A 23,308-nucleotide genomic window follows, 5' to 3' on the forward strand; every position below is an offset into this window, starting at 1 on the left:
CTCGTCACTCACTCGTCGCCATGGGTGACTGTCAGCACCGGGACTTCCGCGTGTCGGAGGGTTCGCTCGGCCGTGCTCCCGAGGAGGACCCGTTTCAGCCCGGTCCGGCCGGCAGTTCCCATGGCGATCAGGTCGATCCCGTGGTCCTCGGCGTACGCCAGCACGTCCCGGGAGGGGGACCCCTCAACGACGGCGGTGACGGCGTCGACACCAGCTTCCCGTGCTCGCTCCGCGACCGCCTCCGTCGCCTTCTCCCCCTCCGCTTCGAGGCGCTCGGTGAGTTCGGCGGGCGGCCGCAGGTTCGGGCTGGCTGCGACCCTGGAGAAGTCGACGACGTTCAGCGCGTGAACGCGGGCGTCCATGGCCTGCGCGATCCCGACGGCGTGCTCGGCCGCGGCGGCCGCGTGGTCGCTGCCGTCGGTCGGGACGAGGATATCGTCGTACTGCCCCTCGCCCCCGTCATCTTCGACCGGCTTCGCCGTCAGGACCGGCACGTCCGCGAGCCGGACGACGCGCTCCGTGACGCTGCCGGCGACGTACCGGTCCACGCCGGTCCGGCCGTGGGTCCCCATGGCGATCAGGTCCGCGTCGTGGTCGTCGGCGTAGTCGAGTATCGCCTCGGCCGGCGACCCCCTGACGACTGCTGTCTCGACCGCCGTCTCCCCCGTGACGAGCGCCTCGACGGACTCGACGGTTTCCGCCGCGTCCGCTTCGAGCCGGTCGACGAACTCGCTGTCGACGCCGCCCGCGTTGAACATCCCGCCGGCAGTCACCAGGTCGACCGCGCTGATCACGTGTACCGTCGCGTTGAACCGCCGCGCGAGCGCCTGTGCGTGCCCGGCCGTAGCTGCCGCGTGGTCGCTGCCGTCCGTCGGAATCAGAATCGTGTCGTACATGGATGGGGTCTGCGTGTCGGTTGACCGCGTTCGGACTTAAATCGGGGGCCGGGCACTCACTGCGAGTTGATGCCACGGGCACGGGTACGGACGAGCTTTCGTTCGATCGCGTTCAGCCGCTGTGACACGGCCGAGGGCGTCACACCGAGTTCCCCGGCGAGGTCCGACAGCGAGGCGTTCCGCGGCTGCTCGTAGTAGCCCGCCTCGATGGCCAGCGTGAGCACTTCGCGCTGTTTTGCCGTCAGCGCGACGCCGTCGACCGACGACCCGTCGTCGGCGCTGTCGGCCCGGATGCGTTCCAGCGACACCGACGCGCCGACGCCCCGGAGGTCGCTAACGACGGCCCGAAGCTCCTCGCGGCTCGGGACGACGACCGAGTACAGCAGACGACCGTCCTCGACGGATTCGATCTCCGGGATACAGTCGTGGTCCGCCAGCACCGAGCACGGACAGGTCTCGCCGACCGTGGTGCGCTCGTAGTCCGCGTCCCCGTCGCCTTCGACGACGACCTGACACGTCTCGTCCACGGCCGACCGGCTCAGCGACTGTCTGATCTCGTCCGCGTCGCGCTCCCGGAGCGGACAGACCGAGGCGGAGTCGACCTCGACGGCGAGCTGTACCTCCAGTGGCCCCACCCCCATCGCCGTCTCGTTCGCGTTCGCGGTGTCCCCGATCATCACATCTGGGGGTTGGACCGGCTCCGCCTATATACACGGCCCCTGTTCTCCGAACCTGAGAATCGGGAGGTTCGCACTTATCACCCGCCAGCCGGTGACCTCGTCGGAAAAAACCCGAACGCAGGGGACCCCCGCCGTCCAGTCCGGATCAGTCGGACGGTAGCTCGGCGCTCCGGGCGTCCTCCGTTCTGGGTTCGGGCGTCGCCATCCGGTAGATTCCCCACAGCACTAGGACCACGAGCCCCGCGATGACGAGCCCGGTCCGCAGTACCGGGTCGACGGCCGGGGACGCCAGCACCTCGCCGGCGTCGTTGGTGATCGGGACCGGACTGTACGGCTCGCCCGCGATCAGTTCCACGATTCCGAGGACGACGACCCCCAGCAGCATGAGCGCGCTGCCGAGTGCCATCGCCGCCTTGTCGACGGTGTCGTACTGTGATTTCATGTTTTGTCCCTCCTTAGCCGAGCAGGTACCGCAGTCTGGGGCGTTGCTTGACGAACTCCGTGCGTTCGATGACCGCGTCCAGGCCGTAGTAGCGGCCGGTCGCCAGAACCGCCATCGTCACGAACAGCAGCAGGCCCATGAAGTCGCCGTTCACCAGCCCGTTGCCGAAGCCGGCGTTGCCGATCCAGAACAGGACCATGAAGAACGCCCCGAAGAAGGACGCCAGCCGGACCAGAACCCCGAACAGCAGCCCGAGTCCGATCAGCGTCTCGCCCAGCGGCACCATCGGCTCGATGAACCAGGCGAGGTTGTTCCCCATCCACACCGGGATGGGACCGAGCGCCGTGCCCTCCATTCCCTGCAGGTACGCCGGCCCGTAGCTGTACGCCAGGCCGTCCTCGATCAGTTTCGTGATCCCCGCGTGGAAGAACCACCAGCCGGTGACGACCCGCAGGAACGCCAGCCAGTACCCCGCGAGCGGCCCCGACAGTTCGAACTCGAACTCGTCCGACAGCGGATTGGCCGCCTGATATGACATGGTTATCTCACCTCACACGTACTCCTACCACGGGGAGGGTCGAATGCGCGTCCCACCAGTTTACAGGGTTTTAAGTACGCACACCGGCGCACCGTCACGACCGGGAGGATCGGCCCTTCACTGGACGCCGGTCGACCCCGACCGGGGGCCGCGGCCCGACTCTCCGGTCGTCCAGTCCCCGACGTTCGTCACCCGAGGCCGTCCGTCGGGCGGTGACGCCGCGTCCGCCTCGCCAGTCCGCCGGACCGCGCGTCGCTGCCGCTTCCCAACCTCGTTCGTGACCGCGTCGACGAACGCGGCATACGCCGCCCGCGTCCGGTCGTCGTCGCCTTCGCCGTCCGAACCATGCCGCAGCCGCCGGTCGACGGGGAGCGGGCCGAGGGGCCGCCGGTCGACCGCCGTCGCAAGCGCTTCACCGCCGGCCCCGTCGGTCGACCGACCACCGCTCGCCCGCTGGAACGACCGCACCGTCTCCGCGATGCCCAGGACCGGTATATCGTGTTCAGCGAGCGTTGAGACGGTGCGGATCGCGGCGTTTCCCTCGTCGGGCATCGTCGTAGTCGCCAGGACCGCCCCGGCCATACCGACCTCCCCGACTCCCGACCCGGCTTCGCCGCCCGGCGGGAGGCTGACGAACAGGTAGTCGAGTGGCCGCCACTCCACGTCGCAGACGAGCGCCGTCAGCAGCCCGTCCTCGGGGGGTCGCCCCGCTGTCGGCCGACCGTCGGTGCGGAACCAGTCCGCACACAGCAGTTTCAGTCCGTCCGTCTCGGCCGGGACGAACCGCTCGGCGGCGTCGCGCCGTCGGTCGTCCGGAAGCCCGACCAGCTCCGCCGCGCTCGGTCCGTTCCCGTCCGCGTCGAGGACGCCGACGCGAGCGCCGCGACCCGCGAGCTCCGTCGCGGCGTTGACGGCCACTGTCGTTTTCCCGACGCCACGGTCCCCGGCGGTCACAGCGACGGCGTTGGCGTGCTGGAGCACGCCGGGGTCGCCCGCACCTTCGGCGTAGATCCGGACCTCCCGCCCAAGGTCGGCCAGCTCGGTTCGGATGCGGTGCTGGATCAGTCGCTCGTCGGGGGCGTACGGGGCGCGCAACGCCGCCGTGACGTGCACGGTCGCCGGGTCGACCCGGACTCCGCGTATCAGCCCGAGGTCGACGATGGATCCCCCGAGTGCCGGGTCTTCGACCGCGTCGAGGCGTTCGAGCACCGTGGATTCGCGTATCGTCATGGTCCTGTCGGGGTCGCCGGCGGTCCAGCGTCGTGGACTGCGCGAACCGGTCTCCCTGTGTCGGATCGTCGGTCCGCCACGGGCACCACGGTTCCGCACGAAAATACAGGGGTTTATTTCGGGGGGTAATACGCCGTCCGAACCGACCTGAGTCGGCCGATTCCCGTACCACGGGAATCCCCCCCGGCCTTTTGAGAGCGGTCGCGGTAGATGCAAACGGGGATCGCCATGTACGACCACATCCTGGTCCCGACGGACGGTAGCGAGGGAAGCCGGCGGGCGATCGAACACGCCGTCGCGGTCGCCGACGAGGTCGACGCGACGGTCCACGCTCTGTTCGTCGTGGACGCGACGGAGTACCGCGCGCTGGGCGGAGCGGCGCTCGAAACGATCGAGACGAGCGGTCGGGAGGGGTTGGCCGCCGTCGAGAAGGCGGCCGAGCGGGCGGACGTCGAGGTGGAGACTGAGGTTCGACGCGGCGAAGTCGACAGCGAGATCCTGGCCGCAGTGACCGACACCGACGCGGACGCCATCGTCATGGGAACCCACGGGCGGACGGGGCTGGACCGCGTTCTCCTCGGAAGCGTGACCGAACGCGTGGTCCGGGAGGCGACGGTCCCGGTGATCACGGTCCGGATGGTCGACGAGACGCCGGCGGTCGACACCCCGGGAGCGGCCATCGAGCGTGCGGAGGCCGCCCTCGCCGACGCCGGCCACGCACCGGTCGAACCGCTGGAGGAGCCCTACCGCGGGACGAGCGCGTGGATCGTCCCGTTCCGAGCCGAGGGCGGAGAGTTCAGGGTTCACATCGACGCCACGACCGGCAACACCCGGATCGCGCGAACTGACGACTGATCCGCGAACGCCGGGAGGCGGCGGGCCGGTAGCGGGCAGAACGACGGCCGGCGCTACGCCGACTCGTCGTCAGTCCCGTCGACGTCGGCCGGCTCCCGGTTCTCGGTTGTTCCGTCCGGGCCGGACCGTTCGTCGGCGACGTCGAGGAGGGCGGCCGTCACGGCGGCACCGGTTTCGGCGAGCCAGTTCAGCAGGTGGAGCCCCACGAACGCGCCGACGACGCCGACGCCGCTGACGGCCAGTGCGGTCTCCAGCGTCGAGACCGTGTAGCCGCCGAACTGGTACGTGACGCCGGGCTGGTTGTACAGCAGCGGCGCGCCGAGCGCGCTCGCGACCGTCGCGCCGACGGCGACCAGCGCGCTGAACGCGACCACGCCGAAGACGAACTTGACGAGGACGAGCAGGAGGCTCGTCCACGTCGTGGGCCGTAGCAGGAACCGGACGACGGCGGCGATGACGCCGTTGCCGGGACGCGGGATATCGGCGGGGTCGAACCCCCGCAGGGAGGCCGGGGCGGGCGCGTCGGTGCCGACCAGCCGCCGGGCCAGCGCCGCCTCGAACCCGGCGATGACGGTCGCGGCGGCGATCGTTCCCAGCAGTATCGGGACGCCGACCCAGACGATGACGAGGGCACCGCCGAAGGTGAGGCCGATCGTGATCCCGATGAAGTACGCCATCCCGAGCGGGAACGCCAGCGCCAGGTACGCGAGGTTGCTGTACGTCTGCGGACTGAACGGAGCGCCGAGGAACCGCCGGAGCGGTCCGCCTCGGTCGGGGGTAGCGGTGGACATCGTCGGACGGGTACACCTTTCGGCGGACGGCCCGTATAAGGGGCCACAGGGTTGCCAACCCGGCGACCCGACGAAACGGTTAAGTATCAGTTCCGGAGGGTCGCGTAGATCACGACCAGGCCGAGGGTGTGCGAGACCAGCACCGCGAGCAGGGCCTGGGCGTCGGTCAGGCTGACCACGGACCCCCCGACGTTGATGACGAGGAACGGCACGACGGCGATGCAGACGACGCCCGCGGACAGCGCCCGCATGACCGGGCTGGCGTTCTGTCGGTACCCGCGGAACGCGAGGTACGCGACGTACAGCCCGACGACGGCGGTGAGCGCTGTCGCGGCGTCGGCGATGGATTGGGATATCATGGGTCGTACACCACGTACAGTATCGTCAGCAGCCCGGCCAGTTCGGTCACCGCGACGACGAAGATTCGCGTCGCGGGCGTGACTGCGTGGAGGTTCCCGAGCAGGAGCCGCAGGAACATCGGCGCGCTCGCGAGCAGGAACACGCCGACCGCGAGGAACAGCATCGGCCGCCGGCGGGACTGCCGGTAGCCCCGGACGCACTGGTACGTGACGAGCACCGACAGCGCCAGCGCGACGAAGAACGTCACGAGCGCCGCGGCGGCGACGGCGGCCGACCCGCCGGTGACCTCGACCTGTGCCGGGACGACCCGGGTGAGCGCGCCAGCGGCCGTGAGTGGTGTGATCCCGGTCATCCTGCGAACTCCTCGTACAGTCTCGTGAAGCGGTTCGCCGCGTCCTCCTCGGCGCGGTCGACCTCGACCACGAACCCGTCGTCGGTCAGCTCCACCGACACGCGCCGGAGCGTCGCCACGAACACCTCGCGGTGGTGGCCGTCCGGGTCCAGCTGCTGACGGCTCTCGACGAGTCCATGGTCCTGCAGGCGTTCGATGCGTCTGTAGATGGTCGAGCGCGAGGCGTCGCAAGTTTCGCTCAGCGCCCGCGCCGACCGCGGCTCCTCGTGCGTCTCGACGAGGATCTCGCGGGCGTACTCGTCCTCGAGCAGCGTGAACAGGGCCTCGTCCGGCTCCTGCCCGTCGCCCGCACTCATCGTCGACTCCTTCCGTCGGATGGTATAAAAATCCGGGACACTCGGGGCCGCGTCACTCCGTCCCGTCGGCGTCGAGCGGAACCCGATCGAGCCCGACCGACTCGTAGTCCGTCTCGGTCGTGAGGACGCGTTCGTCCCGAGTCGCTGCGATACCGGCATGAACGGCATCGAACGGCGTCAGATCGTCCTCCTCGATGAACGCCGCGGCGGCGAGCACGGCGTCCTCGTGGTGTTCGGGGACGATCGGCACGAGTTCGAGGAGGTTCGTGACCGCCCGCGGCGCGTCGATCTCGTACGCCCCGTCGTCGCGGTCGTAGAACAGCACGAGCAGCTCTGCATACGCCAGCAGTGAGGTGTGGATGTCGTCGCGCTCCTCCAGCGCCCGGACGGCGGCCTCGCGGAGCCAGTCGTCGTCTTTCACCAGGGCAGTGAGGAAGTCGGTCTCAACGTACACGGTCACTCCTCCCGCTCCCCGTCGTCGGCATCCGCGGCGGCGTCCCTCGCGACGGCGGCTCGCGCGTCGGCCTTCAACTCGTCCGGGTCCGCGCCCGCAAAGGCGTCGCCGACGGCTTCCCGAACCCCCGTGAGCGGGTCCGGGTCGACCGGAAACAGCGCGACGTGGCTCGGCAGTTCGACGATCCGATACCGGTCACCGAACCGCTCTCGGACCTCCTTCGGCAGGTAGATCCGCCCCCGTTTGTCGGTCGACTTCGACATCGAACGGGCGTAGTACGTGAGGATACTAAATTCTTCCCGTAAACTGGATCTACTTCCTGTCTCGGAGCGCCCGGCGGCTACACCGACAGGGCGGTACTGGACAGCGCGAACGGCGGGGGCGACACCCGATCGTTCGATCACGGCAACGCTTTTGCCCGAACCGGGCCGTGAGAACTGTAGACACAGAGGATGCTCGAAACCGATACTCCGACACGGCCGGGCGACGCGACCGACGAGGTGACCGCCGCGTGAGCGGCGTTCGGGTGGGCGTCGACGTGGGCGGCACGTTCACCGACGTGGTACTGGTCACGGACGACGACCTCGTGACGGCGAAAGTGCCCACGACCGAGAACGGGAGCGTCGGCGTGATCGAGGGGATCCGGAAGGCCTGCGGGACGGCGGGGATCGACCCCGGCGAGGTCGGCGAGTTCGTCCACGCCACGACCGTCTCGGTCAACGCCCTGCTCGAACGCGACGGCGCGACGACCGGCCTCGTCACCACGGACGGGTTCCGCGACGTGCTGGAGATCGGCCGGCAGGCCCGCCCGGCGCTGTACGACCTCGACGCCGAGAAGCCGGCCCCCCTCGTCCCGCGGCGACGGCGCTACGAGGTGACCGAACGGACGACGCCGGACGGCGTCGAGACGGCCGTCGACGAGAGCGAACTGCGCGAGGTGGCCGCCGAGCTACGAGCCGCCGGCGTCGAGAGCGTGGCGGTGGCGTTCCTCCACGCCTACGCCCACCCCGAAAACGAGCGCCGCGCGGCCGCGGTGCTGCGCGACGAACTCGACGTGCCGGTGTCGGCGTCTCACGAGGTGCTCGCCGAGTTCCGGGAGTTCGAGCGCACGGCGACGACGGCCGTCGACGCGTACGTCGCGCCGCTCGTCGACGCCTACCTCGGCAGCCTCGTCGAGCGCGCGGCCGATGAGGGTGTTCCGTCGCCCCGCGTCATGCAGTCCAACGGCGGGGTCGCAACCGCCGAGGCCGTCCGGAACCGCCCGGTCGGAACGGTGCTCTCGGGGCCGGCGGCGGGCGTCGTCGGCGCGAACCGTGTGGGCGAGCCGGTCCGGGACGACCACGACCTCGCCGGCCTCGTCACGTTCGACATGGGCGGCACGTCGAGCGACGTGAGCCTCGTCCGCGACGGGCGGGCGGAGCGCACCGCGGACGCGGACGTGGACGGCATCCCGGTCCGGACGCGGATGGTCGACGTGCACACGGTCGGCTCCGGCGGCGGGAGCGTCGCGTGGGTCGACGCGGGCGGCGCGCTCCGGGTCGGCCCGGAGTCCGCCGGAGCCGACCCCGGGCCGGCATGCTACGGCCGGGGCGGCGAGCGCACCACCGTCACGGACGCCGCGGTCGTCCTCGGCTACGTCGACCCGACGGCGGCGCTCGGGGGCGAACTCGAACTCGACGCCGCGGCCGCCCGCGACGCGCTCGCCGACCTCGCCGACGAGGCGGGGCTGGACGGCGCGATAGCGGCGGCCCGCGGCGTCTACCGCGTGGCGAACGCGACGATGACGCGGGCGATCCGCGAGGTGACCGTCGAGCGCGGGATCGACCCGCGCGAGTTCGGCCTCGTGGCGTTCGGCGGCGCGGGACCGATGCACGCCGCGGCGCTGGCTGCCGCGCTGGACATCGACCCCGTCGTCGTCCCCCTGCCATCCGGCGTCCTCTCGGCGTACGGCCTGCTCGATGCCGACGAGGAGCACGACGCAGTGCGTACCCGGCTGGTCCGACTCGCCGACGCCGACCCGACGGCGATGGACGACGCGTTCGCCGCCCTGGCCGACGAGGCGCTGGCCGAGGCGACCGACCCGGACGCCGCGACCGTCGAGCGGGCGGTCGACTGCCGGTACGCCGGCCAGAGCTTCGAGCTCGAAGTCACGGTCGATGGCGGGTTCGACCCAGCAACGGTCAGGGAGCGGTTCCACGCCGCCCACGAGCGGGCGTACGGCTACAGCGTCGACGAACCGGTCGAGGCCGTCACGCTCCGGGCGACCGCCCGGATCGAGCGAGGCGTCGCCGAGACCGACCACGGGGGCGACGGGGACGCCCGTCAGGGAACCCGCGAGGCGTGGTTCGACGGCGAGCCACGCGACGCGACCGCGTACGACCGGCGCGCGCTGGCCCCGGGCGACCGGGTGGACGGGCCGGCCGTCCTCGACGGCCCGGAGAGCACGACTGTCGTGCCGCCGGGGTGGGCCGGCACGGTCAGGGGGGACGGGGCCGTGGTTCTCACGGAGGGGTCGCCGTGAGCGACGGCGGCCCCGGGGGAGACTCCGACGGCGATCCGGCCGACGGCGGGGTCGATCCGGTGACGCTGGAGGTGTTCCGGAACCGGCTGTCCGGGATCGCCGAGGAGATGGGGTCGGTGCTGATCCGGGGCGCGTACTCGCCCAACATCAAGGAGCGCAAGGACTGCTCGGCGGCGCTGTTCGACGCCGACGGCCGGATGGTGGCACAGGCCGAGCACATCCCGGTTCACCTCGGCGCGATGCCGGCGGCCGTCGACGCGGTCCGCGAGCGCGACCCGGCACCCGGCGACGCGTTCGTCCTGAACGACCCGTTCGCCGGCGGCACGCACCTGCCGGACGTGACCGTCGTCTCGCCCGTCGCACCAGAGGGCCGGATCGTCGGCTACGCCGCCACCCGCGCCCACCACGCGGACGTGGGCGGGACCGCGCCGGGGAGCATGCCCGCCGGCGCGACCGAGGTGTACCAGGAGGGCCTCCGGCTCCCGCCCGTCAGGCTCCGGGCGGACGGCGAGGTCGTCGACGACGTGCGCGACCTGTTCCTGGCGAACGTCCGCAACCCTGACGAGCGCCGCGCCGACCTCCGGGCGCAGCTGGCGGCCACCGACCGCGCCGAGGAGCGCGTGGGCGAACTGCTCGCCGAGCGCGGCCGTGACCGCCTGACGGCGGCGTTCGACGCTGTGATCGACTACTCCCGCCGGCGCGTCGCGGACGAACTCGCCGCGATCCCGGACGGCACGTACCGCGCCCGCGACGCACTTGAGGGCGACGGCCTGACGGACGACGACGTGCCGGTGGCGGTCGAACTCACCGTCGACGGGCCGACCGTCGCGGCCGACTTCGCGGACACCGCGGACCAGGTGCCGGGCAACGTGAACGCGCCGCTCGCCGTGACGAGAAGCGCCGTTTACTTCGTCCTCCGGGCGGTGACCGACCCCGAGATCCCGCCGAACCACGGCTGTTACGAGCCGGTGACCGTCGACGCGCCGGAGGGGAGCCTGCTGAACCCACGGCCGCCGGCCGCCGTCGTCGGCGGCAACGTCGAGACCAGCCAGCGCGTCGCGGACGTGACCCTCGCGGCGTTCCGCGAGGCGATGCCCGGCGAACTGCCGGCCGACGGGCAGGGGACGATGAACAACCTCGTGGTCGGCGGCCGCGGCGCGGACGGCTTCACCTACTACGAGACGGTCGGCGGCGGGTTCGGTGCGCGGCCGGACGCCGACGGGATGGACGGCGTGCAGGTCGGAATGACGAACACGCTCAACACGCCGGTCGAGTCGATCGAGACGGAGTACCCCCTCCGCGTCGAGCGGTACGCGCTCCGCCCGGACAGCGGCGGCGACGGCGAGCACCGCGGCGGACTCGGACTGGAGCGGGCCGTCACGGTCCAGACGGACGCGGTCGTCTCGCTGCTGACCGAGCGCCGCCGGCACGCGCCGGCCGGCGTCGACGGCGGTGCGGACGGCGCGACCGGCGAGAACCGCATCGGCGGCGACGCGGTGCCCGCGAAATGCACGCGCGAGGTCCCCGCCGGCACGACCGTCACGGTGCGGACGCCGGGCGGCGGCGGGTACGGCGACCCGGCGGACCGCGACCCGGACGCGCGAGCGCAGGACCGCGCCGACGGAACCGTCGAGGACCGATAAGTCGCTTCTTACGACTCGAACGGCGCGAGCATCGCGTCGTCGTACGCCACGGGGTTCCCGTCGCGGTCGAAACAGCCGTACTCGGTGACGCCCTCGATGTTGGTCCGGCCGCCGCTGGACAGCTCGTGTGCGACCCGGATCCGCTCCGGAGTCACGTCGACCACGTCGCAGTCCACGGTCAGCGTCGACTCGAACAGCACGGGCGACTGGAACTCCCAGCGCCAGTCACGGAGCTTGTACGGTCGCTTCTCGTCGTTCAGTTCCGCGAGGCCGGTGCCCTGCTCCGTCAGGAACTCCTCCATCGCCACGTCGGCGAACCGCGGGTACTCCTCGAAGTAGGCCAGTTCGGCTCCCTCGATGTGCGGACTGCGGATCGGGACCGACTTCGAGAACGACGGGTAGTCGTCGGCCGCCGAATCACCTTCAGCGTCGTCGGGTCCGACCGCGGGGTCGCGGTCGACGCACGCGTCGTCCAGTGCCGACTGCGCAGTCTCGGGCAGCGGGAGGGCGGAGCCGTCGGTCCCGATCGTCACATGGGTCATCCGCGCCGTCGACACCGGGTCGCCGTCGCCGTCGACGGTCTCGTACACCAGTTCGACGCTCGACTCGCCGACCTCACGGGGCACCGTCTCGACGGAGACGCTGTCGCCGATGGCGGGGTAGCGGTCGACCGAGGTGCTGACGACGACGGGGGCGTACGGGATGCCGTCGTCCGCGAGGATCGTCTCGAACGGGTAGTCGACCGCCGCGGCCAGCTCCTGTGTCGAGCGCAGTTGCCAGTCGAAGAAGGTCGCGCCGTGGACGAGCGGCCCGGCGAACTCGCCGAACTTCACTCGGTGGTCGCTGATCGTTTGCACGTCCGTGGGGTCGGGACCGGGGGTTACTACAGTACAGGAAACGGCAAACGAGACGGGCGGTCGCCGTGACGGGAGATCGGCCCGTCGTCTCGACGCCGGGGTTTGATTACCGTGGGGACCGTGTGAACGTCCGACATGAGCGCACCTGACGACGCGGTCCCGATAACGGTGGTCAGCGGGCCGCTGGGGGCGGGGAAGACGACACTGGTCAACCGGCTGCTGAACGACCCCGGCGACCGCCGGATCGCGGTCGTCGTCAACGACATGGGCGAGGTCAACGTCGACGCGGAACTGTTAGACGGCGAGACGGAGGAAGGGGTGGTCGACCTCTCGAACGGCTGCATCTGCTGTCGGCTGCAGGACGACCTCGTCACCGAGGTCACGGAGCTGGCGGAATCCCGGTCGTTCGACTATCTCGTCGTCGAGGCGTCCGGGATCAGCGAGCCGATCCCCATCGCGCGGACGCTGACGGGGGCGGACGGCGACGAGGTCCCCGACCGCCTCCGGCTCGACACGACGGTGTCGGTCGTCGACGCCTACGGGTTCTGGAAGGCGTTCGACCCGGACGCGTCGCTGCCAGACGCTGCCCCGGACCCGGAGCGCCCCCTGACGGAGGTGCTCGTCGACCAGATCGAGTTCTGCGACGTACTCCTGCTGAACAAGTGCGACATGGTGCCCGACGAAGAACTCGACGCCGTCGAGGCGGCGGTCAGGGAACTCCAGCCGCGGGCGAAGCTCCACCGAACGACCTACTCCGAGGTGGATCCCGGCGAGGTGCTCGGAACCGGGCTGTTCGACTTTGAGGATGCACGACGACGGCAAGGGTGGAAGCAAGCGCTTGCGGAAAGCGGGGACCACGGTGGCGACGACAACGGGCACGGTCACGACCACGGCGAACAGCCGGCCGCCGCGGCCCACGGCGTCGAGTCAGTCGTGTACCGGAGCGACCGCCCGTTCCACCCGGAGCGGTTCGACGCGTGGCTGGACGAGTGGCGCGGCGACGTGGTCCGGGCGAAGGGGTTCGCGTGGGTCGCGAGCCGCCCCGACGAAGTATTCGGGGTCAGCCAGGCCGGTCCCGCCGTCCAGGCCGGCCCGATCGGCGAGTGGGGCGGCGACGACCCGGCGACGCGGCTCGTGATCATCGGTCGGGAATTGGACCGTGACGCGCTGACCGCCACCCTCGACGACTGCCTCGCGACGGACGCGGAGCGGTCGGCGTCGTACGACGAGGACCCGTTTCCGCGGGAGTCCTGAGGAGTCGAGAACGGTGCCGCTACGCGCCGTAGCCCACGTCCTCCCGGACCTCGTCCCACGACTCGTGGAACCCGTACGTCGACTCGGAGTCGCCGCCCGTCGCCGCCTGATACACGTCGTCGTAGGCGAGCAGTCTGGCCCAGTCGTCGTGGTATCGGTAGCTACAGTACTGGCACATCGGACGGGCAACCTACGACGGCCGGCTGTTTAGTCGTGTCGCCGAAAAAAGGATTCCGCGGGCGGGTCAGGGCTCCAGCAGGACCTTCGTGACGCCCTCCTCGCGGTCGTCGAACGCCTCGTACATCTCCGGCGCTTCGTCGAGGTCGACGCGGTGGGAGACGACCCAGCTGGGGTCGGCGCGGCCCTCGATGATCAGGTCCCGAAGCTCCCGGTTGTACTCCTTGACGTTGCACTGCCCGGTGCCGAGCGCCTGCCCCTTCTCGAACAGCAGGCCGAAGTCGATCCCGAGGCGGCCCTGCGCGGCCATCTCGTCGGGCGCGCCGGGGTCTTCCGGGACGTACAGCCCCGGGATGCCGAGTTCGCCCGTCGGCTTGACGGTCCGGATGAGGTTGTTGATGACGACTGCCGGGTTCTCCCGGGCCGGGTCGTAGGCGTCGTCGGCCTCCTTGTCCGGGTCGATCGCCTGATAGCCGACGGCGTCGACGCCCTTGTCGACCCCGCCACCGTGCGCGTCCTTTATTTGATCGACCGGGTCGCCCTCCTCGAAGTTGATCGCGGTGGCGTCGCAGTGTTCCTCGGCGAGGTCGAGTCGGCTCGGCACGCGGTCGACGACGTAGATCTCCGCAGCGCCCTTGATCTTCGCGCTGTAGGCGGCCATCAGGCCGACCGGTCCCGCGCCGTAGATGGCGACTGAGTCGCCCGGTTCGAGGTTGGCGAGTTCGGTCCCGTGCCAGCCCGTCGGGAAGATGTCCGCCAGCAGCGAGAACGCGTCCTCGTGCTCGTCGCCCTCGGGCAACTGGAGCGCGTTGAAGTCGGCGTAGGGGATCCGGAGTTTCTCGGCCTGTCCACCCTTGTACGGGCCCATAGCGACGTAGCCGTACGCGCCGCCGGCGAACCCGGGGTTGACGTTCGTACAGAAGCCGGTGTACCCCTCCTCGCAGTTCTCGCAGAACCCGCAGGCGACGTTGAACGGGGCGACGACGCGGTCGCCCTCCTCCAGCGAGGTCACGGCGTCGCCGACCTCCGTGACGATCCCCATGTTCTCGTGGCCGAACACGATCCCCGGCTCCGCGGCCGTCCGTCCCTCGTACATGTGGAGGTCGGAGCCACAGATACACGTCGTCGTGATGTCGATCAGCACGTCGTTCGGGTGTTCGATCTCCGGTTCGTCCACTTCCTCGACCGCTACCTCATGTGGGCCTTTATAAACGACGGCGTCCATTGACATTAGTTAGTACACCACTGTATAACTGTAGGTCGTACAATATAAGTATCGTTTGTGTAAATTTGGTAGTACCAGGTCAGTTATACCACGGTCGCCGGTGGCCCGTCGGCTCGGGAACCCGTCGGCGGCCACCGGCTCGCAGGGGTTCCCTCGAGGGCTAACACGAACACGTTCGACAGAAGGACTTTGATCACCACTCGGACAGATCAAACCGTATGTATTTAGGCAAGCCTAAAAACTCACTGGGGCTGAGACCTCGTGAACTAGCATCGACGGCCACCAGTACGGGAGGTACCGGCCGATGATCCGCGAGCACGTCCACCACCTCCACCACGCGATCGACGACCAGTCGCTGCCGGTGCGGGGTGCGATAACCCTGGGTGCGCTCCTGGCGCTGCCCCTGTTCGGAACTGCCGTCCGAACCCTCGGAAGCGCGCTGGGGCTCGGTCGGCTCGTGTTTCCGCTGCTGGTCCTCGCGCACGTCCCCGTGGTCGTGGCGCTGATCGCCGTCTGGTCGATCGGCTGTGACGTCTGCCGGACAGAGGGGTCCGCATGACGGCGACGGACTTCGACGCAGAACGCACCTACGGCGACGGCCAGTTCTCCGCCGTCCAGGTGTTCGAAAGCGACCGGATGAAAATCGTCTGCGGGTACTTCGAACCGGGCCAGTTCATTCCGGTGCACGCGCCGGCAAGCGACGTGGCGATCCACGTTCGGTCCGGCACGGGCATAGTCCGGGACGGGGACGACGAACACCGGGTCGACCCCGGTGACGTTGTCGTCGTCGCAGCGAACGCTGACCGCGGCGTGAAAGCCGACGCGGACGAGCGGCTGGAGGCGCTGCTCGTCACGGCACCGCCGCCGACCGACGCCGAGCACGACCCCGTTCGGAAGGGACTTCGGACCGGACAGTTCGATCCGCTCGACGACGGGTGACCGGTTTCCGCGGCGGGCGTTCCGGGACGTGAGTAGCTTCAAGAGTCCGGGCGTCGACAGGTGACCCAACCAATGACCGCTCCCGGGTGGCGCGGATGGTAGCCGAGCAGTTCGTCGAGCTGTTCGGCAGCGATCCGGTCGTCCACGGGTTCGTCGGCGGCCTGTTCATCGCGACGCTGAACCTCGTCGGCGCGTCGCTCGTGTTCGTCTGGCGGAACCCCTCCGAGCGGTCACTGGACGGCGTGCTCGGCTTCGCCGCGGGCGTGATGCTCGCCGCCAGCTTCACGAGCCTGATCATCCCCGGGATCGAGACGTACTCGGGCGGTGATCCGATCCCCGTGCTGCTTGGCGTCGCGCTCGGCGCGGTGGCGCTTGACCGGTCCGACGTGCTCGTCCCCCACGCACACTATCTCGTCACCGGGCGGCGACGGACGGACGCCGCGAACCCCTCGGAGAGCCTCCCGGTCGACGACAAACGGCTCGCGGGCGTCGTGCTGTTCGTGCTGGCGATCACCATCCACAACATGCCCGAAGGGCTCGCCGTCGGCGTCGGCTTCGGCAGCGGCGACCCGGCCGCCGCCATCCCGCTCATGCTCGCGATCGGGATTCAGAACATCCCGGAGGGGTTCGCCGTGTCGGTCGCCGCGGTCAACGCCGGGCTCGACAGGCGGTTCTACGCGGCAGTCGCAGGGATCCGCGCGGGCGTCGTCGAGATACCGCTGGCCGTGCTCGGCGCGTTCGCCGTCCAGCGGGTGTCCGCGCTGCTCCCCTACGCGATGGGGTTCGCTGCGGGCGCGATGCTGTTCGTCATCAGCGACGAGATCGTCCCCGAGACCCACACGCGGGGCAACGAGCGGGTCGCCACGCTGGGTACGATCCTCGGCACGATCGTGATGCTCTATCTGGACATCGCGCTCGCGTAGGGCGTCCGGTCGAAAGCTCCATGGTCCTCACACGCGTCCATGGGAGTATGAGTTCCGACGACAGACCGACCGTCGAAGACGTGATGTCCTCGCCGCTGGAGACGATCCCCGCCGACGCCACGGTGATGGAAGCCACCCAGCGGATGCGCGAGAAGGACATCAACGCGCTGGTCGTGCCGACGACGCCACGGGCCATCATCAGCAGTACGGACGTGCTGGACGCCGTCGCCGACGGCCGTGACGTGACCGAACTGGCGGTGAGCGACGTGATGACGACCGACGTCGAGACCGCCGCGCCGGACCTCTACATGGAGGAGGTCGCCGCGATGATGACCACGTACGGGATCAAACACCTCCCGGTCGTCGACGACGACTACGTTGGGATGATCTCCTCGACAGACGTGACCGCGCATCTGTCCTGACCGCCGTCGGGGGCGACTTCACCGACCCGAGAGATCCGGCCGGTAGAGACGTTCCCTAACGTTTATTGGCTGTGCCCCGGTCAGGTCAAACGATTGATGTCCCTCCGAACCCCCTCCAACCTCCGGGGTAAGCGGCCGACGGTCCGGTCCGTCGTCGGCGTGCCGTTCCGGGCGCAGACCTACAAGAACCTGCTGTACCTGGCGCTTGCGTTCCCGCTCGGGCTCGCGTACTTTATCGCGCTGTCGGTCGGGCTGTCCCTCTCGCTGGCGATGATCGTCCTCGTCGTCGGCGTGCCGTTGACCGCGCTCGTGCTGGTCTGTGCGGTCGGCGCTGCCCGGTTCGAATCGATACTGGCGAGCGTGCTGCTCGGCGTGGACATCGACACGCCCGAGCGAGTGTGGCTCCGCGAGGAAGGGGTCCTGACCCGCGCGAAGGGCCTGTTCCTCTCGGTGAACACGTGGAAGGCCGTGCTGTACCTCGCGAGCAAGTTCGTCGTGGGGATCCTCTCGTTTATCCTCCTGCTGACGCTGTTCGTGACCAGCGGCACGCTGATGGCCGTCCCGCTGTTCTACGACCAGCCCGGCGTCCACGTCGGTCTCATCATGCACGGGCCGGTCCAGTTGACGCCCTCCCTGTACGTCCCCTGGGATAGCCTGCTCATCGGCGTCGAAACGGTGGTGACAATCACCTCGTGGGAAGTGACCACCCTGCCGCAGGCGCTGTTGATGTCGCTGCTGGGCTGTTGTCTCCTGCTCGCCGCCATGAACGTCACGAACGCCTTCGCCTGGATCACCGGTCGCTACGCGCAGTTCATGCTCGGCGAGGCGTCGGTCAACCCGGTCGTCGACAGGGATATCTGACCGACGGTCAGCGACCCCACTCGTAGAACCACCACGCCGCGCCGAACAGCAGCAGCCCCGCGCCGAGCACGGACGTCGTCGGTTCGGGAACGACGAACAGCACGAACCCGACGAGAAGCACCGCCGTGGGTTCGATCTCGTTCCAGTACTCGCTCCAGGTCGGTAGCGCCATACGCTGTGGACCACGTGGAGGCGGAAAAAACGGAACCGTGGGGATCGGTGACACCCGAAAGACCGAGCGGCCTGTGTCAGCGGACGACCGTCACCGGGACTTCCGACCGTCGCATCACCGACTCCGCGACGCTGCCGAGCAGGAGCCGTTCTATCCCGTCGCGACCGTGGCTCCCCATGACGATGCCCTCGGGATCGTGCTCCTCGACGTAGGAGATGATGGCGTGTCGGGGCCGGTCGACTTCCGTGAGCGTCGTCAGTTCGGCGTCGTACTCCGCGGCGATCTCGCGGGCGCGGTCGTGGATCCCGTCGGCCCGTTCCTTGGCGCTCTCGTACCACTCCTCGCCCATCGGCACGGTCTCGACGTTCGCCGGGTACGCCGCCTCGACCGGGTCGATGACGTACAGCGTCGTCACGGAGTCGTCGGGGAAGTGCTCCAGCGCGTATTCGAGCGCACTGTACGACAGCGGCGACCCGTCGATCGGGACCAGAATATCCGTCATGGATCGACCTACACGGAGGGATGACAAGTATCTGGCTCCGCGACCGATGAGCAACCGGCGGGACCGACGCCGTCACTCCCCGTCGATCTCCTCGAACGCGTCCGTCATGCGGTCGGCCATGTCGCCGGCCTCGATGTGGGAGTAGTGTTCCCGGACGATCTCCTCCGAGTTGTCGAGCGCCCGCGCCGCGGCAGCGTGCCCGAAGGTTCGGACCAGTACCTCGCCCGCGCCGCGCCGCGCGCCGTGGGGCTGGAGGTAGTCGTTGTCGTCGTCGAGGTTGATGTCGGCCTCGTCACAGAGTCGACGAAGTATCCGGCGTCCGGCGTCCGTCGTGATCGACGGCGGGGCCACGTCGAGCGCCAGGCACGTCTCGAACACCGTTCGGTCGGCTCGGGCGTCGGCGATCGCCGCGTCGTCGTACCCGCGATCCGCGAGTTCCGTCTCGATCCGGTCGGCCAGCGTCGGCCGGTGGAACGTCGGAAACACCGGCCAGTCGTCGCTCGGCGGGTCGAGTTCAGTTCGATATCGTCGTATTGGGTTTACGACCGGTTCGGGGAGACCGCGGTCGTCGAACCGCTGTTTCTTGGCGAACACCGTCAGGTAGCGGTCGTCGAGTTCGACATCGCGCCAGCGGACCCCGTCCCGCCGGTCGTCGTTCCGGTCGGCGAGCACCTCGGCCCCACGAACCCCCGAGTACGACAGGAGGTAGACGAGCGCGCGGTCTCGACAGGCCGCGATGGCGGCGCGGGAGTCCTCGCCGGCGAATGCTTCCCGGACGCGCTCATCGACGAACGACGTGAGCGCCCGTCGGTCCGCGGGACTCCACGCCTGCTGGTCTCCGCTCGTTCGGCCGTTCTCCGCCGGTAGCGGCTCGGTCGCCTCGCGTCGCTGGGCGATGTTCTCCGGGAGGAAGCCCTCGCGGACCGCCCAGCCGCAGAACGACGAGACGTAGGCGTAGTACGTCCGTACGGTGCCGGCTGTCCACCCCTGCCGGGCGAGCTGCCGGGCGTACGCCCGGAGGTCCGACGGCGACAGGTCATCGAACTCGGTCGGACGGTTCTCGTCGTCGAGAAACGACACGAACCGGTCGAGTTCGCGAGCAGCGTCGCGCCGATAGTTGCCCGATTCGCCGCCGCGACCCTTTCCCTTGTCCGCGAGGAAGTCGTCGACCACGGCGTCGATCCGCGTCACGGGGAGTCCCCTCCGAGAACGGTCGGTTCCGCACCGGTATCCGGTGATCCTTCCGATCGCATCGTGTTCGCTTCGGACGAGGGCAGGTGGGCCCTTATATTTACTCGTGCTTACCTCACTAAGCACGAGTAAATGTATTCCACAGAGAAAAGGCGTATGTGGGTCTGTTACGGCGGGAAACGTGGTTTTTCAGATTTATAAAGTTCATAGTGATATACCAAATTGTCCACGCCCCCGGTACAAAAACGAGAACGGCGCGTCGTACCCGAGACCGGTCGGATACCCTGAACGCTGATACGCCTCCCCGTCCGATCCGACAACGATATCCGTTCGATGCTCACCGATACCCCCGGAATCCACCACATCACAGGGGATGATCGGGTCGTTCATAGAACAACTCAGTGAACAGTCGCGTTCGTAACCCGGATTCGACAGGCAGTGGGTCGGATACATCCGGGAAACTGGCGAACCACAGGACAGAAATCAGAAATATCCGAACCCAGCGTCACCGACCGACCCACGATACGTATCGTCAGCGAGTTGTGTAGCGCGGATCCGGGGAAGACGTGTTGCGGTCTGGACCCGTTTTTCACGCCTGATACTCCGGTACGCAACATCGTGGTCGGTCTCGCGTGTTTGCAGAGGCAGTCCCGTCGCACCGCGGCCACAAACAGGATGACGAAATCGCGGGTGCCGTTTTTAGGCGACACGAAAAATATCATAGAGGTAGTACCTGTTCTGGTATTCGCGTATGAGTGCTCTTTAGGAGCCCCTAAACACCAGTTTTTAGGATCCCCTAATACCACAGTTTTATGATACTTGCGGGAATATGCTGAACTGCAATGAGCGCAGAAGGGCTTGAACGACAGACGCGAAACTTCCTGAGCAACAACGTTCCGCAGATCCAGCAACACGGCGGCAATTTCGAAGTGCGTGACGTCGACGAAGCGGCCGGAACTGCGACCGTCGCCATCGGCGGCGCGTGTTCCGGGTGTGGCATCGCCCCGATGACGATGAAAGCCATCGAGCGCCGTCTACCCGAAAGCGTCGACGGCCTCGAAGACGTCGAGGTCGTTCGCTCGGGCGGCCCGAGCGCCGCGGTGATGCCATCGAAAACCGAGGACATGGAGGACATGGACGAGTACGAGGATTACAATCCCCCGTTCTAACTGACGGGTGTCGTCGTCGAGCGTCGCATCCACCGGCGTCTCGATAGGCGTCGCAGGTCGGGATCTGTTTTTACAGCGGTAGCGAGGCGAAAGCCACGGCTTTAGCCGTGGGAGGAGGTCAAGAGCGTCTCCGAACTGGCGGCAATAGCACGAGTCCGGAGTCCGACCCCACGTTCACCGGATTCGAACTGGAACAGTCACGAAAGCGAGGTCTCGTGGAACGTTCGGAGGACCGTCGAGTCGACGCTCGTCGGAAGCTTTCGGACCGCGAGTTCAGCGTCCGCCCGTCGGCGCTGGGCACGCTGGCGGAGCCGCCGGTCCTCGGCTTCGAACCGGACGTGTGGAAACCCGGTAGCGTCGGGGTCGAGGGCGGACTGGAGCAGTCTGGCGGCGGCAAGCCCCTCGCCGAACTCCGCGATGGCATCGTGCCGATCCGCGTCGACGCCGGCCAGTGTCGCACCGATGACAGCAGCACACGCACCGAGACTGCCCGCCAGCCGGTCAGGAAGCGGTCTGTTCGGGTCGGCCGACGCCTGCGCGTGTTCGGCGTAGAACGCATCAGTGATCCCTTCGATCGCCGCGGTGAGTGCACGGAAGCAGTCGCCGAGGGCCACGTGGTCGGGCGAACCCAGGGCTGCGTACGCCGACGTTGAGAGATAATCGCCGGCCAGTAGCGCCGTCGTCGGGTCCCATGAGGGGGAACGACCGGGATCAGCGGCGATGTCTCCGAGCAGTTCACATCGGAGCCGGCAGTAGCCCCGGAGGAGTTCGATCGCTGCCCCCGCAGGGACCACCATGTCGGGGTCGGTCGTACCCACGACCGACTCGTACGTCACCGCCACGAACCGGCCGTACCATTCGTCATCGGCCGCTCGAACTGCCTCGCGGGCAACCGCCATCGCGCTTCCATCCTTCCCGTCAAGCAGGTTCCCGATCAGGTCGTCGACCTTCACACACCGGTCGTTGGCCTGCGGGTCCATCGCTCAGTCACCACCTGCCGAGGTCGACGTGCTCGGGTCGTCGAGGTCGACCCTGGACTCGGTGAGGTCGCCCTCGCGCCACGTCCCGCGCCGATACCACGCGTAGGCGACCGCCGCCCCGACGACGTTCGACACCGCGAACGACAGCCAGATGCCGGTCTCGCCGATCTCGCCGGCGGCGACCCAGGCGATCGGGAACCGGACGAGCCCGAGCATCAACACGGAGATGGCGGCGGCAGTGAGCGTCTTGCCCGCTCCGCGGAAGCTTCCGGTGTACGCGCGCATGATGCCGATGAACCCGAACGTCAGCGCGACGTAGCGCAGGAAGCCGGCGGCGATGTCGACGACCGCGGGGTCGGTCGTGAACACGTCGGCGATCGGCGCGGCGAGCAGCCAGACGAGGACTCCCGCGCCCGTGAGGACGGCAAAGAGGACCGTCGCCGCGAGCCCGGCCGCCCGATCGGCACGGTCGGGCTTGGCCGCGCCGATGTTCTGCCCCGTCATCGTCTCGACGCCGCGGGCGACGGCGATCGCCGGCAGGAAGACGACCGAGAACACGCGCGTTCCGATACCGTAGGCGGCGACGACCGCGTCCGGGAACAGCGCGACGATGAACAGGAGCAGGTTCATCGACAGCGCCCGTCCAGTTCCCTCGACCGACGCCGGCAGCCCGATGCGGAGGAGCCGGCGGAGGTAGGTGAAATCCGGGGCCATGTCACGGAGGTTGATCTCGACGCCGCGTGTCCCCCGGAACATGATCGCCAGCCCGACGAAAAGCGCCAGCGCGCGCGAGAACACGGTCGCGATGGCGGCACCCTCGATGCCGAGTCGCGGGAACGGCCCCCACCCGAAGATGAGGAACGGGTCGAGGACGATGTTGAGGACGACCGACCCGAACATGACGAGCATCGGGGTGATCGTGTCGCCGTAGCCACGCATGAGCGAGATGAACACCGCGAACCCGAACATGAACAGCAGTCCCAGCGAGATGACCTCCATGTAGCTCGACGCGAGGGGCAACACGTCGTCGGACGCGCCCATGAGTCCGAGGAAGTCCTCGACGAGGAAGTAGCCGATACCGCCCAGTAGCACCGACGCGGTAACGGCGAACGTTACGGTCTGTGAGGCCGCGTACTCGGCCTCTCGCTCCTCGCCGGCCCCGGTGTACTGGGCGACGAGGACGCTCCCGGCGACCGATATACCCATGCCCAGGGAGATGAGCAGGAACACCATCGGGAACGCGAAGCTGATCGCCGCCAGCGCGTCCGTGCTGTACTGGCCCAGCCAGAACGTGTCCGCGAGGTTGTAGGCCGTCTGAAACAGGTTCGTCACGACGATCGGCATCGAGAGGAAGAAGAGGGGTTTCCCGATGCCGCCGGACGTGAGGTCGAACTCCTCGGGCCCTTTGAACAGCGCGCCGAGACGACTCCGCACCCCCATCAGCTTGGGGCCTCCGTCACGTTCGGACTGCCGGTTGCTACGTGGTCGGTCATAGCGGTAGTTGTCCGACTTACTAAC

General features: G+C 68.7%; 29 protein-coding genes. 10 read left to right on the forward strand and 19 right to left on the reverse strand.

Annotated elements, in window-relative coordinates; translation table 11 throughout:
- Positions 1–8: 8 nt before the first annotated feature.
- From D8896_RS15780 to D8896_RS15800, 5 genes are all read right to left on the reverse strand, one after another.
- Complete coding sequence (locus D8896_RS15780; protein WP_121823078.1) at positions 9–896, reverse strand: universal stress protein; 888 nt, start codon at positions 894–896, stop codon at positions 9–11.
- 56 nt (positions 897–952) lie between these two features.
- On the reverse strand, positions 953–1,573 hold the full coding sequence (locus D8896_RS15785; RefSeq protein ID WP_121823079.1) for a helix-turn-helix domain-containing protein: 621 nt from the start codon (positions 1,571–1,573) through the stop codon (positions 953–955).
- Positions 1,574–1,721: 148 nt separating this feature from the next.
- Complete coding sequence (locus D8896_RS15790) at positions 1,722–2,018, reverse strand: hypothetical protein (protein WP_121823080.1); 297 nt, start codon at positions 2,016–2,018, stop codon at positions 1,722–1,724.
- A gap of 13 nt (positions 2,019–2,031) precedes the next feature.
- On the reverse strand, positions 2,032–2,556 hold the full coding sequence (locus tag D8896_RS15795) for a DoxX family protein (RefSeq protein WP_121823081.1): 525 nt from the start codon (positions 2,554–2,556) through the stop codon (positions 2,032–2,034).
- A 117-nt stretch (positions 2,557–2,673) separates the two neighbouring features.
- Positions 2,674–3,786 carry a P-loop NTPase gene (locus D8896_RS15800; protein WP_121823082.1) on the reverse strand — a complete coding sequence of 371 codons (1,113 nt, stop codon included), beginning with the start codon at positions 3,784–3,786 and terminating at the stop codon, positions 2,674–2,676.
- Between the two features lie 210 nt (positions 3,787–3,996).
- On the opposite strand from D8896_RS15800, the gene D8896_RS15805 reads away from it, so the two are divergent.
- Complete coding sequence (locus D8896_RS15805) at positions 3,997–4,641, forward strand: universal stress protein (RefSeq protein ID WP_121823083.1); 645 nt, start codon at positions 3,997–3,999, stop codon at positions 4,639–4,641.
- Between the two features lie 53 nt (positions 4,642–4,694).
- Here D8896_RS15805 and D8896_RS15810 read toward each other — a convergent pair whose 3' ends face one another.
- From D8896_RS15810 to D8896_RS15835, 6 genes are all read right to left on the reverse strand, one after another.
- Entirely contained in the window at positions 4,695–5,432 is a 738-nt protein-coding gene (locus tag D8896_RS15810) for a sensor domain-containing protein (RefSeq protein WP_121823084.1), read from the reverse strand.
- 86 nt (positions 5,433–5,518) lie between these two features.
- A complete protein-coding gene (locus D8896_RS15815) occupies positions 5,519–5,791 on the reverse strand; it encodes a DUF7521 family protein (protein ID WP_121823085.1) in 273 nt (90 codons plus the stop codon).
- A complete protein-coding gene (locus tag D8896_RS15820; RefSeq protein ID WP_205596852.1) occupies positions 5,788–6,144 on the reverse strand; it encodes a DUF7521 family protein in 357 nt (118 codons plus the stop codon). The genes D8896_RS15815 and D8896_RS15820 overlap by 4 nt, the downstream gene beginning before the upstream one ends.
- Positions 6,141–6,500: an ArsR/SmtB family transcription factor gene (locus D8896_RS15825; RefSeq protein WP_121823086.1), complete on the reverse strand. Its 360-nt coding sequence runs from the start codon at positions 6,498–6,500 to the stop codon at positions 6,141–6,143. The genes D8896_RS15820 and D8896_RS15825 overlap by 4 nt, the downstream gene beginning before the upstream one ends.
- Before the next feature lie 52 nt (positions 6,501–6,552).
- The gene (locus D8896_RS15830) at positions 6,553–6,954 is read right to left on the reverse strand and encodes a PIN domain-containing protein (protein ID WP_121823087.1); all 402 of its coding nucleotides are present in this window, start codon (positions 6,952–6,954) and stop codon (positions 6,553–6,555) included.
- A 2-nt stretch (positions 6,955–6,956) separates the two neighbouring features.
- Positions 6,957–7,217 carry an AbrB/MazE/SpoVT family DNA-binding domain-containing protein gene (locus D8896_RS15835; protein WP_121823088.1) on the reverse strand — a complete coding sequence of 87 codons (261 nt, stop codon included), beginning with the start codon at positions 7,215–7,217 and terminating at the stop codon, positions 6,957–6,959.
- Positions 7,218–7,465: 248 nt separating this feature from the next.
- On the opposite strand from D8896_RS15835, the gene D8896_RS15840 reads away from it, so the two are divergent.
- Both D8896_RS15840 and D8896_RS15845 read left to right on the forward strand, forming a co-directional pair.
- Positions 7,466–9,475, forward strand: coding sequence for a hydantoinase/oxoprolinase family protein (locus D8896_RS15840; protein ID WP_205596853.1), 2,010 nt, complete (start codon positions 7,466–7,468; stop codon positions 9,473–9,475).
- On the forward strand, positions 9,472–11,118 hold the full coding sequence (locus D8896_RS15845; RefSeq protein ID WP_121823090.1) for a hydantoinase B/oxoprolinase family protein: 1,647 nt from the start codon (positions 9,472–9,474) through the stop codon (positions 11,116–11,118). The genes D8896_RS15840 and D8896_RS15845 overlap by 4 nt, the downstream gene beginning before the upstream one ends.
- An 8-nt stretch (positions 11,119–11,126) precedes the next feature.
- Here D8896_RS15845 and D8896_RS15850 read toward each other — a convergent pair whose 3' ends face one another.
- A complete protein-coding gene (locus D8896_RS15850; RefSeq protein WP_121823091.1) occupies positions 11,127–11,975 on the reverse strand; it encodes a thioesterase family protein in 849 nt (282 codons plus the stop codon).
- A gap of 135 nt (positions 11,976–12,110) precedes the next feature.
- On the opposite strand from D8896_RS15850, the gene D8896_RS15855 reads away from it, so the two are divergent.
- On the forward strand, positions 12,111–13,229 hold the full coding sequence (locus D8896_RS15855; protein ID WP_121823092.1) for a CobW family GTP-binding protein: 1,119 nt from the start codon (positions 12,111–12,113) through the stop codon (positions 13,227–13,229).
- 19 nt (positions 13,230–13,248) lie between these two features.
- On the opposite strand, the gene D8896_RS19535 is transcribed toward D8896_RS15855, so the two are convergent.
- Complete coding sequence (locus tag D8896_RS19535) at positions 13,249–13,407, reverse strand: hypothetical protein (RefSeq protein WP_162991601.1); 159 nt, start codon at positions 13,405–13,407, stop codon at positions 13,249–13,251.
- 66 nt (positions 13,408–13,473) lie between these two features.
- Positions 13,474–14,631 (reverse strand): glutathione-independent formaldehyde dehydrogenase, encoded by a 1,158-nt coding sequence (locus D8896_RS15860; protein WP_121823093.1) that lies wholly within the window; start codon positions 14,629–14,631, stop codon positions 13,474–13,476.
- A 304-nt stretch (positions 14,632–14,935) separates the two neighbouring features.
- On the opposite strand from D8896_RS15860, the gene D8896_RS15865 reads away from it, so the two are divergent.
- The 5 genes from D8896_RS15865 (at position 14,936) to D8896_RS15885 (ending at position 17,776) form a co-directional block, all read left to right on the forward strand.
- Positions 14,936–15,190: a hypothetical protein gene (locus D8896_RS15865; RefSeq protein WP_121823094.1), complete on the forward strand. Its 255-nt coding sequence runs from the start codon at positions 14,936–14,938 to the stop codon at positions 15,188–15,190.
- Positions 15,187–15,570: a cupin domain-containing protein gene (locus D8896_RS15870; protein WP_121823095.1), complete on the forward strand. Its 384-nt coding sequence runs from the start codon at positions 15,187–15,189 to the stop codon at positions 15,568–15,570. Before D8896_RS15865 ends, D8896_RS15870 begins: the two co-directional genes overlap by 4 nt.
- A gap of 95 nt (positions 15,571–15,665) precedes the next feature.
- Complete coding sequence (locus D8896_RS15875) at positions 15,666–16,493, forward strand: ZIP family metal transporter (protein WP_205596854.1); 828 nt, start codon at positions 15,666–15,668, stop codon at positions 16,491–16,493.
- Between the two features lie 47 nt (positions 16,494–16,540).
- Positions 16,541–16,915 carry a CBS domain-containing protein gene (locus D8896_RS15880; protein WP_121823097.1) on the forward strand — a complete coding sequence of 125 codons (375 nt, stop codon included), beginning with the start codon at positions 16,541–16,543 and terminating at the stop codon, positions 16,913–16,915.
- A 96-nt stretch (positions 16,916–17,011) separates the two neighbouring features.
- Positions 17,012–17,776 (forward strand): sensor domain-containing protein, encoded by a 765-nt coding sequence (locus tag D8896_RS15885; protein WP_121823098.1) that lies wholly within the window; start codon positions 17,012–17,014, stop codon positions 17,774–17,776.
- A 7-nt stretch (positions 17,777–17,783) separates the two neighbouring features.
- On the opposite strand, the gene D8896_RS19540 is transcribed toward D8896_RS15885, so the two are convergent.
- The 3 genes from D8896_RS19540 to D8896_RS15895 all read right to left on the reverse strand — a co-directional run bounded on the left by D8896_RS19540 (position 17,784) and on the right by D8896_RS15895 (position 19,641).
- Positions 17,784–17,948 carry a hypothetical protein gene (locus D8896_RS19540; RefSeq protein WP_162991602.1) on the reverse strand — a complete coding sequence of 55 codons (165 nt, stop codon included), beginning with the start codon at positions 17,946–17,948 and terminating at the stop codon, positions 17,784–17,786.
- 76 nt (positions 17,949–18,024) lie between these two features.
- Positions 18,025–18,450 (reverse strand): universal stress protein, encoded by a 426-nt coding sequence (locus tag D8896_RS15890; protein WP_121823099.1) that lies wholly within the window; start codon positions 18,448–18,450, stop codon positions 18,025–18,027.
- Positions 18,451–18,522: 72 nt separating this feature from the next.
- On the reverse strand, positions 18,523–19,641 hold the full coding sequence (locus D8896_RS15895; protein ID WP_121823100.1) for a tyrosine-type recombinase/integrase: 1,119 nt from the start codon (positions 19,639–19,641) through the stop codon (positions 18,523–18,525).
- Positions 19,642–20,483: 842 nt separating this feature from the next.
- Here D8896_RS15895 and D8896_RS15900 point away from each other — a divergent pair.
- Positions 20,484–20,810 (forward strand): NifU family protein, encoded by a 327-nt coding sequence (locus tag D8896_RS15900; protein WP_121823101.1) that lies wholly within the window; start codon positions 20,484–20,486, stop codon positions 20,808–20,810.
- A 197-nt stretch (positions 20,811–21,007) separates the two neighbouring features.
- On the opposite strand, the gene D8896_RS15905 is transcribed toward D8896_RS15900, so the two are convergent.
- Both D8896_RS15905 and D8896_RS15910 read right to left on the reverse strand, forming a co-directional pair.
- The gene (locus tag D8896_RS15905; protein WP_121823102.1) at positions 21,008–21,790 is read right to left on the reverse strand and encodes a polyprenyl synthetase family protein; all 783 of its coding nucleotides are present in this window, start codon (positions 21,788–21,790) and stop codon (positions 21,008–21,010) included.
- Between the two features lie 3 nt (positions 21,791–21,793).
- Entirely contained in the window at positions 21,794–23,230 is a 1,437-nt protein-coding gene (locus tag D8896_RS15910; RefSeq protein WP_121823103.1) for an MATE family efflux transporter, read from the reverse strand.
- Between the last annotated feature and the right edge of the window lie 78 nt (positions 23,231–23,308).

The sequence above is a fragment of the Halostella salina genome, from assembly GCF_003675855.1.
Taxonomy (GTDB): Archaea; Halobacteriota; Halobacteria; order Halobacteriales; family Natronoarchaeaceae; genus Halostella; species Halostella salina.

Bases quoted from the DNA above. Each gene is read 5' to 3' on its own strand.
- D8896_RS15780 (WP_121823078.1), bottom strand. From the start codon at position 896: ATGTACGACACGATTCTGATTCCGACGGACGGCAGCGACCACGCGGCA.
- D8896_RS15785 (WP_121823079.1), bottom strand. From the start codon at position 1,573: ATGATCGGGGACACCGCGAACGCGAACGAGACGGCGATGGGGGTGGGG.
- D8896_RS15790 (WP_121823080.1), bottom strand. From the start codon at position 2,018: ATGAAATCACAGTACGACACCGTCGACAAGGCGGCGATGGCACTCGGC.
- D8896_RS15795 (WP_121823081.1), bottom strand. From the start codon at position 2,556: ATGTCATATCAGGCGGCCAATCCGCTGTCGGACGAGTTCGAGTTCGAA.
- D8896_RS15800 (WP_121823082.1), bottom strand. From the start codon at position 3,786: ATGACGATACGCGAATCCACGGTGCTCGAACGCCTCGACGCGGTCGAA.
- D8896_RS15805 (WP_121823083.1), top strand. From the start codon at position 3,997: ATGCAAACGGGGATCGCCATGTACGACCACATCCTGGTCCCGACGGAC.
- D8896_RS15810 (WP_121823084.1), bottom strand. From the start codon at position 5,432: ATGTCCACCGCTACCCCCGACCGAGGCGGACCGCTCCGGCGGTTCCTC.
- D8896_RS15815 (WP_121823085.1), bottom strand. From the start codon at position 5,791: ATGATATCCCAATCCATCGCCGACGCCGCGACAGCGCTCACCGCCGTC.
- D8896_RS15820 (WP_205596852.1), bottom strand. From the start codon at position 6,144: ATGACCGGGATCACACCACTCACGGCCGCTGGCGCGCTCACCCGGGTC.
- D8896_RS15825 (WP_121823086.1), bottom strand. From the start codon at position 6,500: ATGAGTGCGGGCGACGGGCAGGAGCCGGACGAGGCCCTGTTCACGCTG.
- D8896_RS15835 (WP_121823088.1), bottom strand. From the start codon at position 7,217: ATGTCGAAGTCGACCGACAAACGGGGGCGGATCTACCTGCCGAAGGAG.
- D8896_RS15855 (WP_121823092.1), top strand. From the start codon at position 12,111: ATGAGCGCACCTGACGACGCGGTCCCGATAACGGTGGTCAGCGGGCCG.
- D8896_RS19535 (WP_162991601.1), bottom strand. From the start codon at position 13,407: ATGTGCCAGTACTGTAGCTACCGATACCACGACGACTGGGCCAGACTG.
- D8896_RS15860 (WP_121823093.1), bottom strand. From the start codon at position 14,631: ATGGACGCCGTCGTTTATAAAGGCCCACATGAGGTAGCGGTCGAGGAA.
- D8896_RS15865 (WP_121823094.1), top strand. From the start codon at position 14,936: ATGATCCGCGAGCACGTCCACCACCTCCACCACGCGATCGACGACCAG.
- D8896_RS15870 (WP_121823095.1), top strand. From the start codon at position 15,187: ATGACGGCGACGGACTTCGACGCAGAACGCACCTACGGCGACGGCCAG.
- D8896_RS15875 (WP_205596854.1), top strand. From the start codon at position 15,666: ATGGTAGCCGAGCAGTTCGTCGAGCTGTTCGGCAGCGATCCGGTCGTC.
- D8896_RS15880 (WP_121823097.1), top strand. From the start codon at position 16,541: ATGAGTTCCGACGACAGACCGACCGTCGAAGACGTGATGTCCTCGCCG.
- D8896_RS15885 (WP_121823098.1), top strand. From the start codon at position 17,012: ATGTCCCTCCGAACCCCCTCCAACCTCCGGGGTAAGCGGCCGACGGTC.
- D8896_RS19540 (WP_162991602.1), bottom strand. From the start codon at position 17,948: ATGGCGCTACCGACCTGGAGCGAGTACTGGAACGAGATCGAACCCACG.
- D8896_RS15890 (WP_121823099.1), bottom strand. From the start codon at position 18,450: ATGACGGATATTCTGGTCCCGATCGACGGGTCGCCGCTGTCGTACAGT.
- D8896_RS15900 (WP_121823101.1), top strand. From the start codon at position 20,484: ATGAGCGCAGAAGGGCTTGAACGACAGACGCGAAACTTCCTGAGCAAC.
- D8896_RS15905 (WP_121823102.1), bottom strand. From the start codon at position 21,790: ATGGACCCGCAGGCCAACGACCGGTGTGTGAAGGTCGACGACCTGATC.
- D8896_RS15910 (WP_121823103.1), bottom strand. From the start codon at position 23,230: ATGGGGGTGCGGAGTCGTCTCGGCGCGCTGTTCAAAGGGCCCGAGGAG.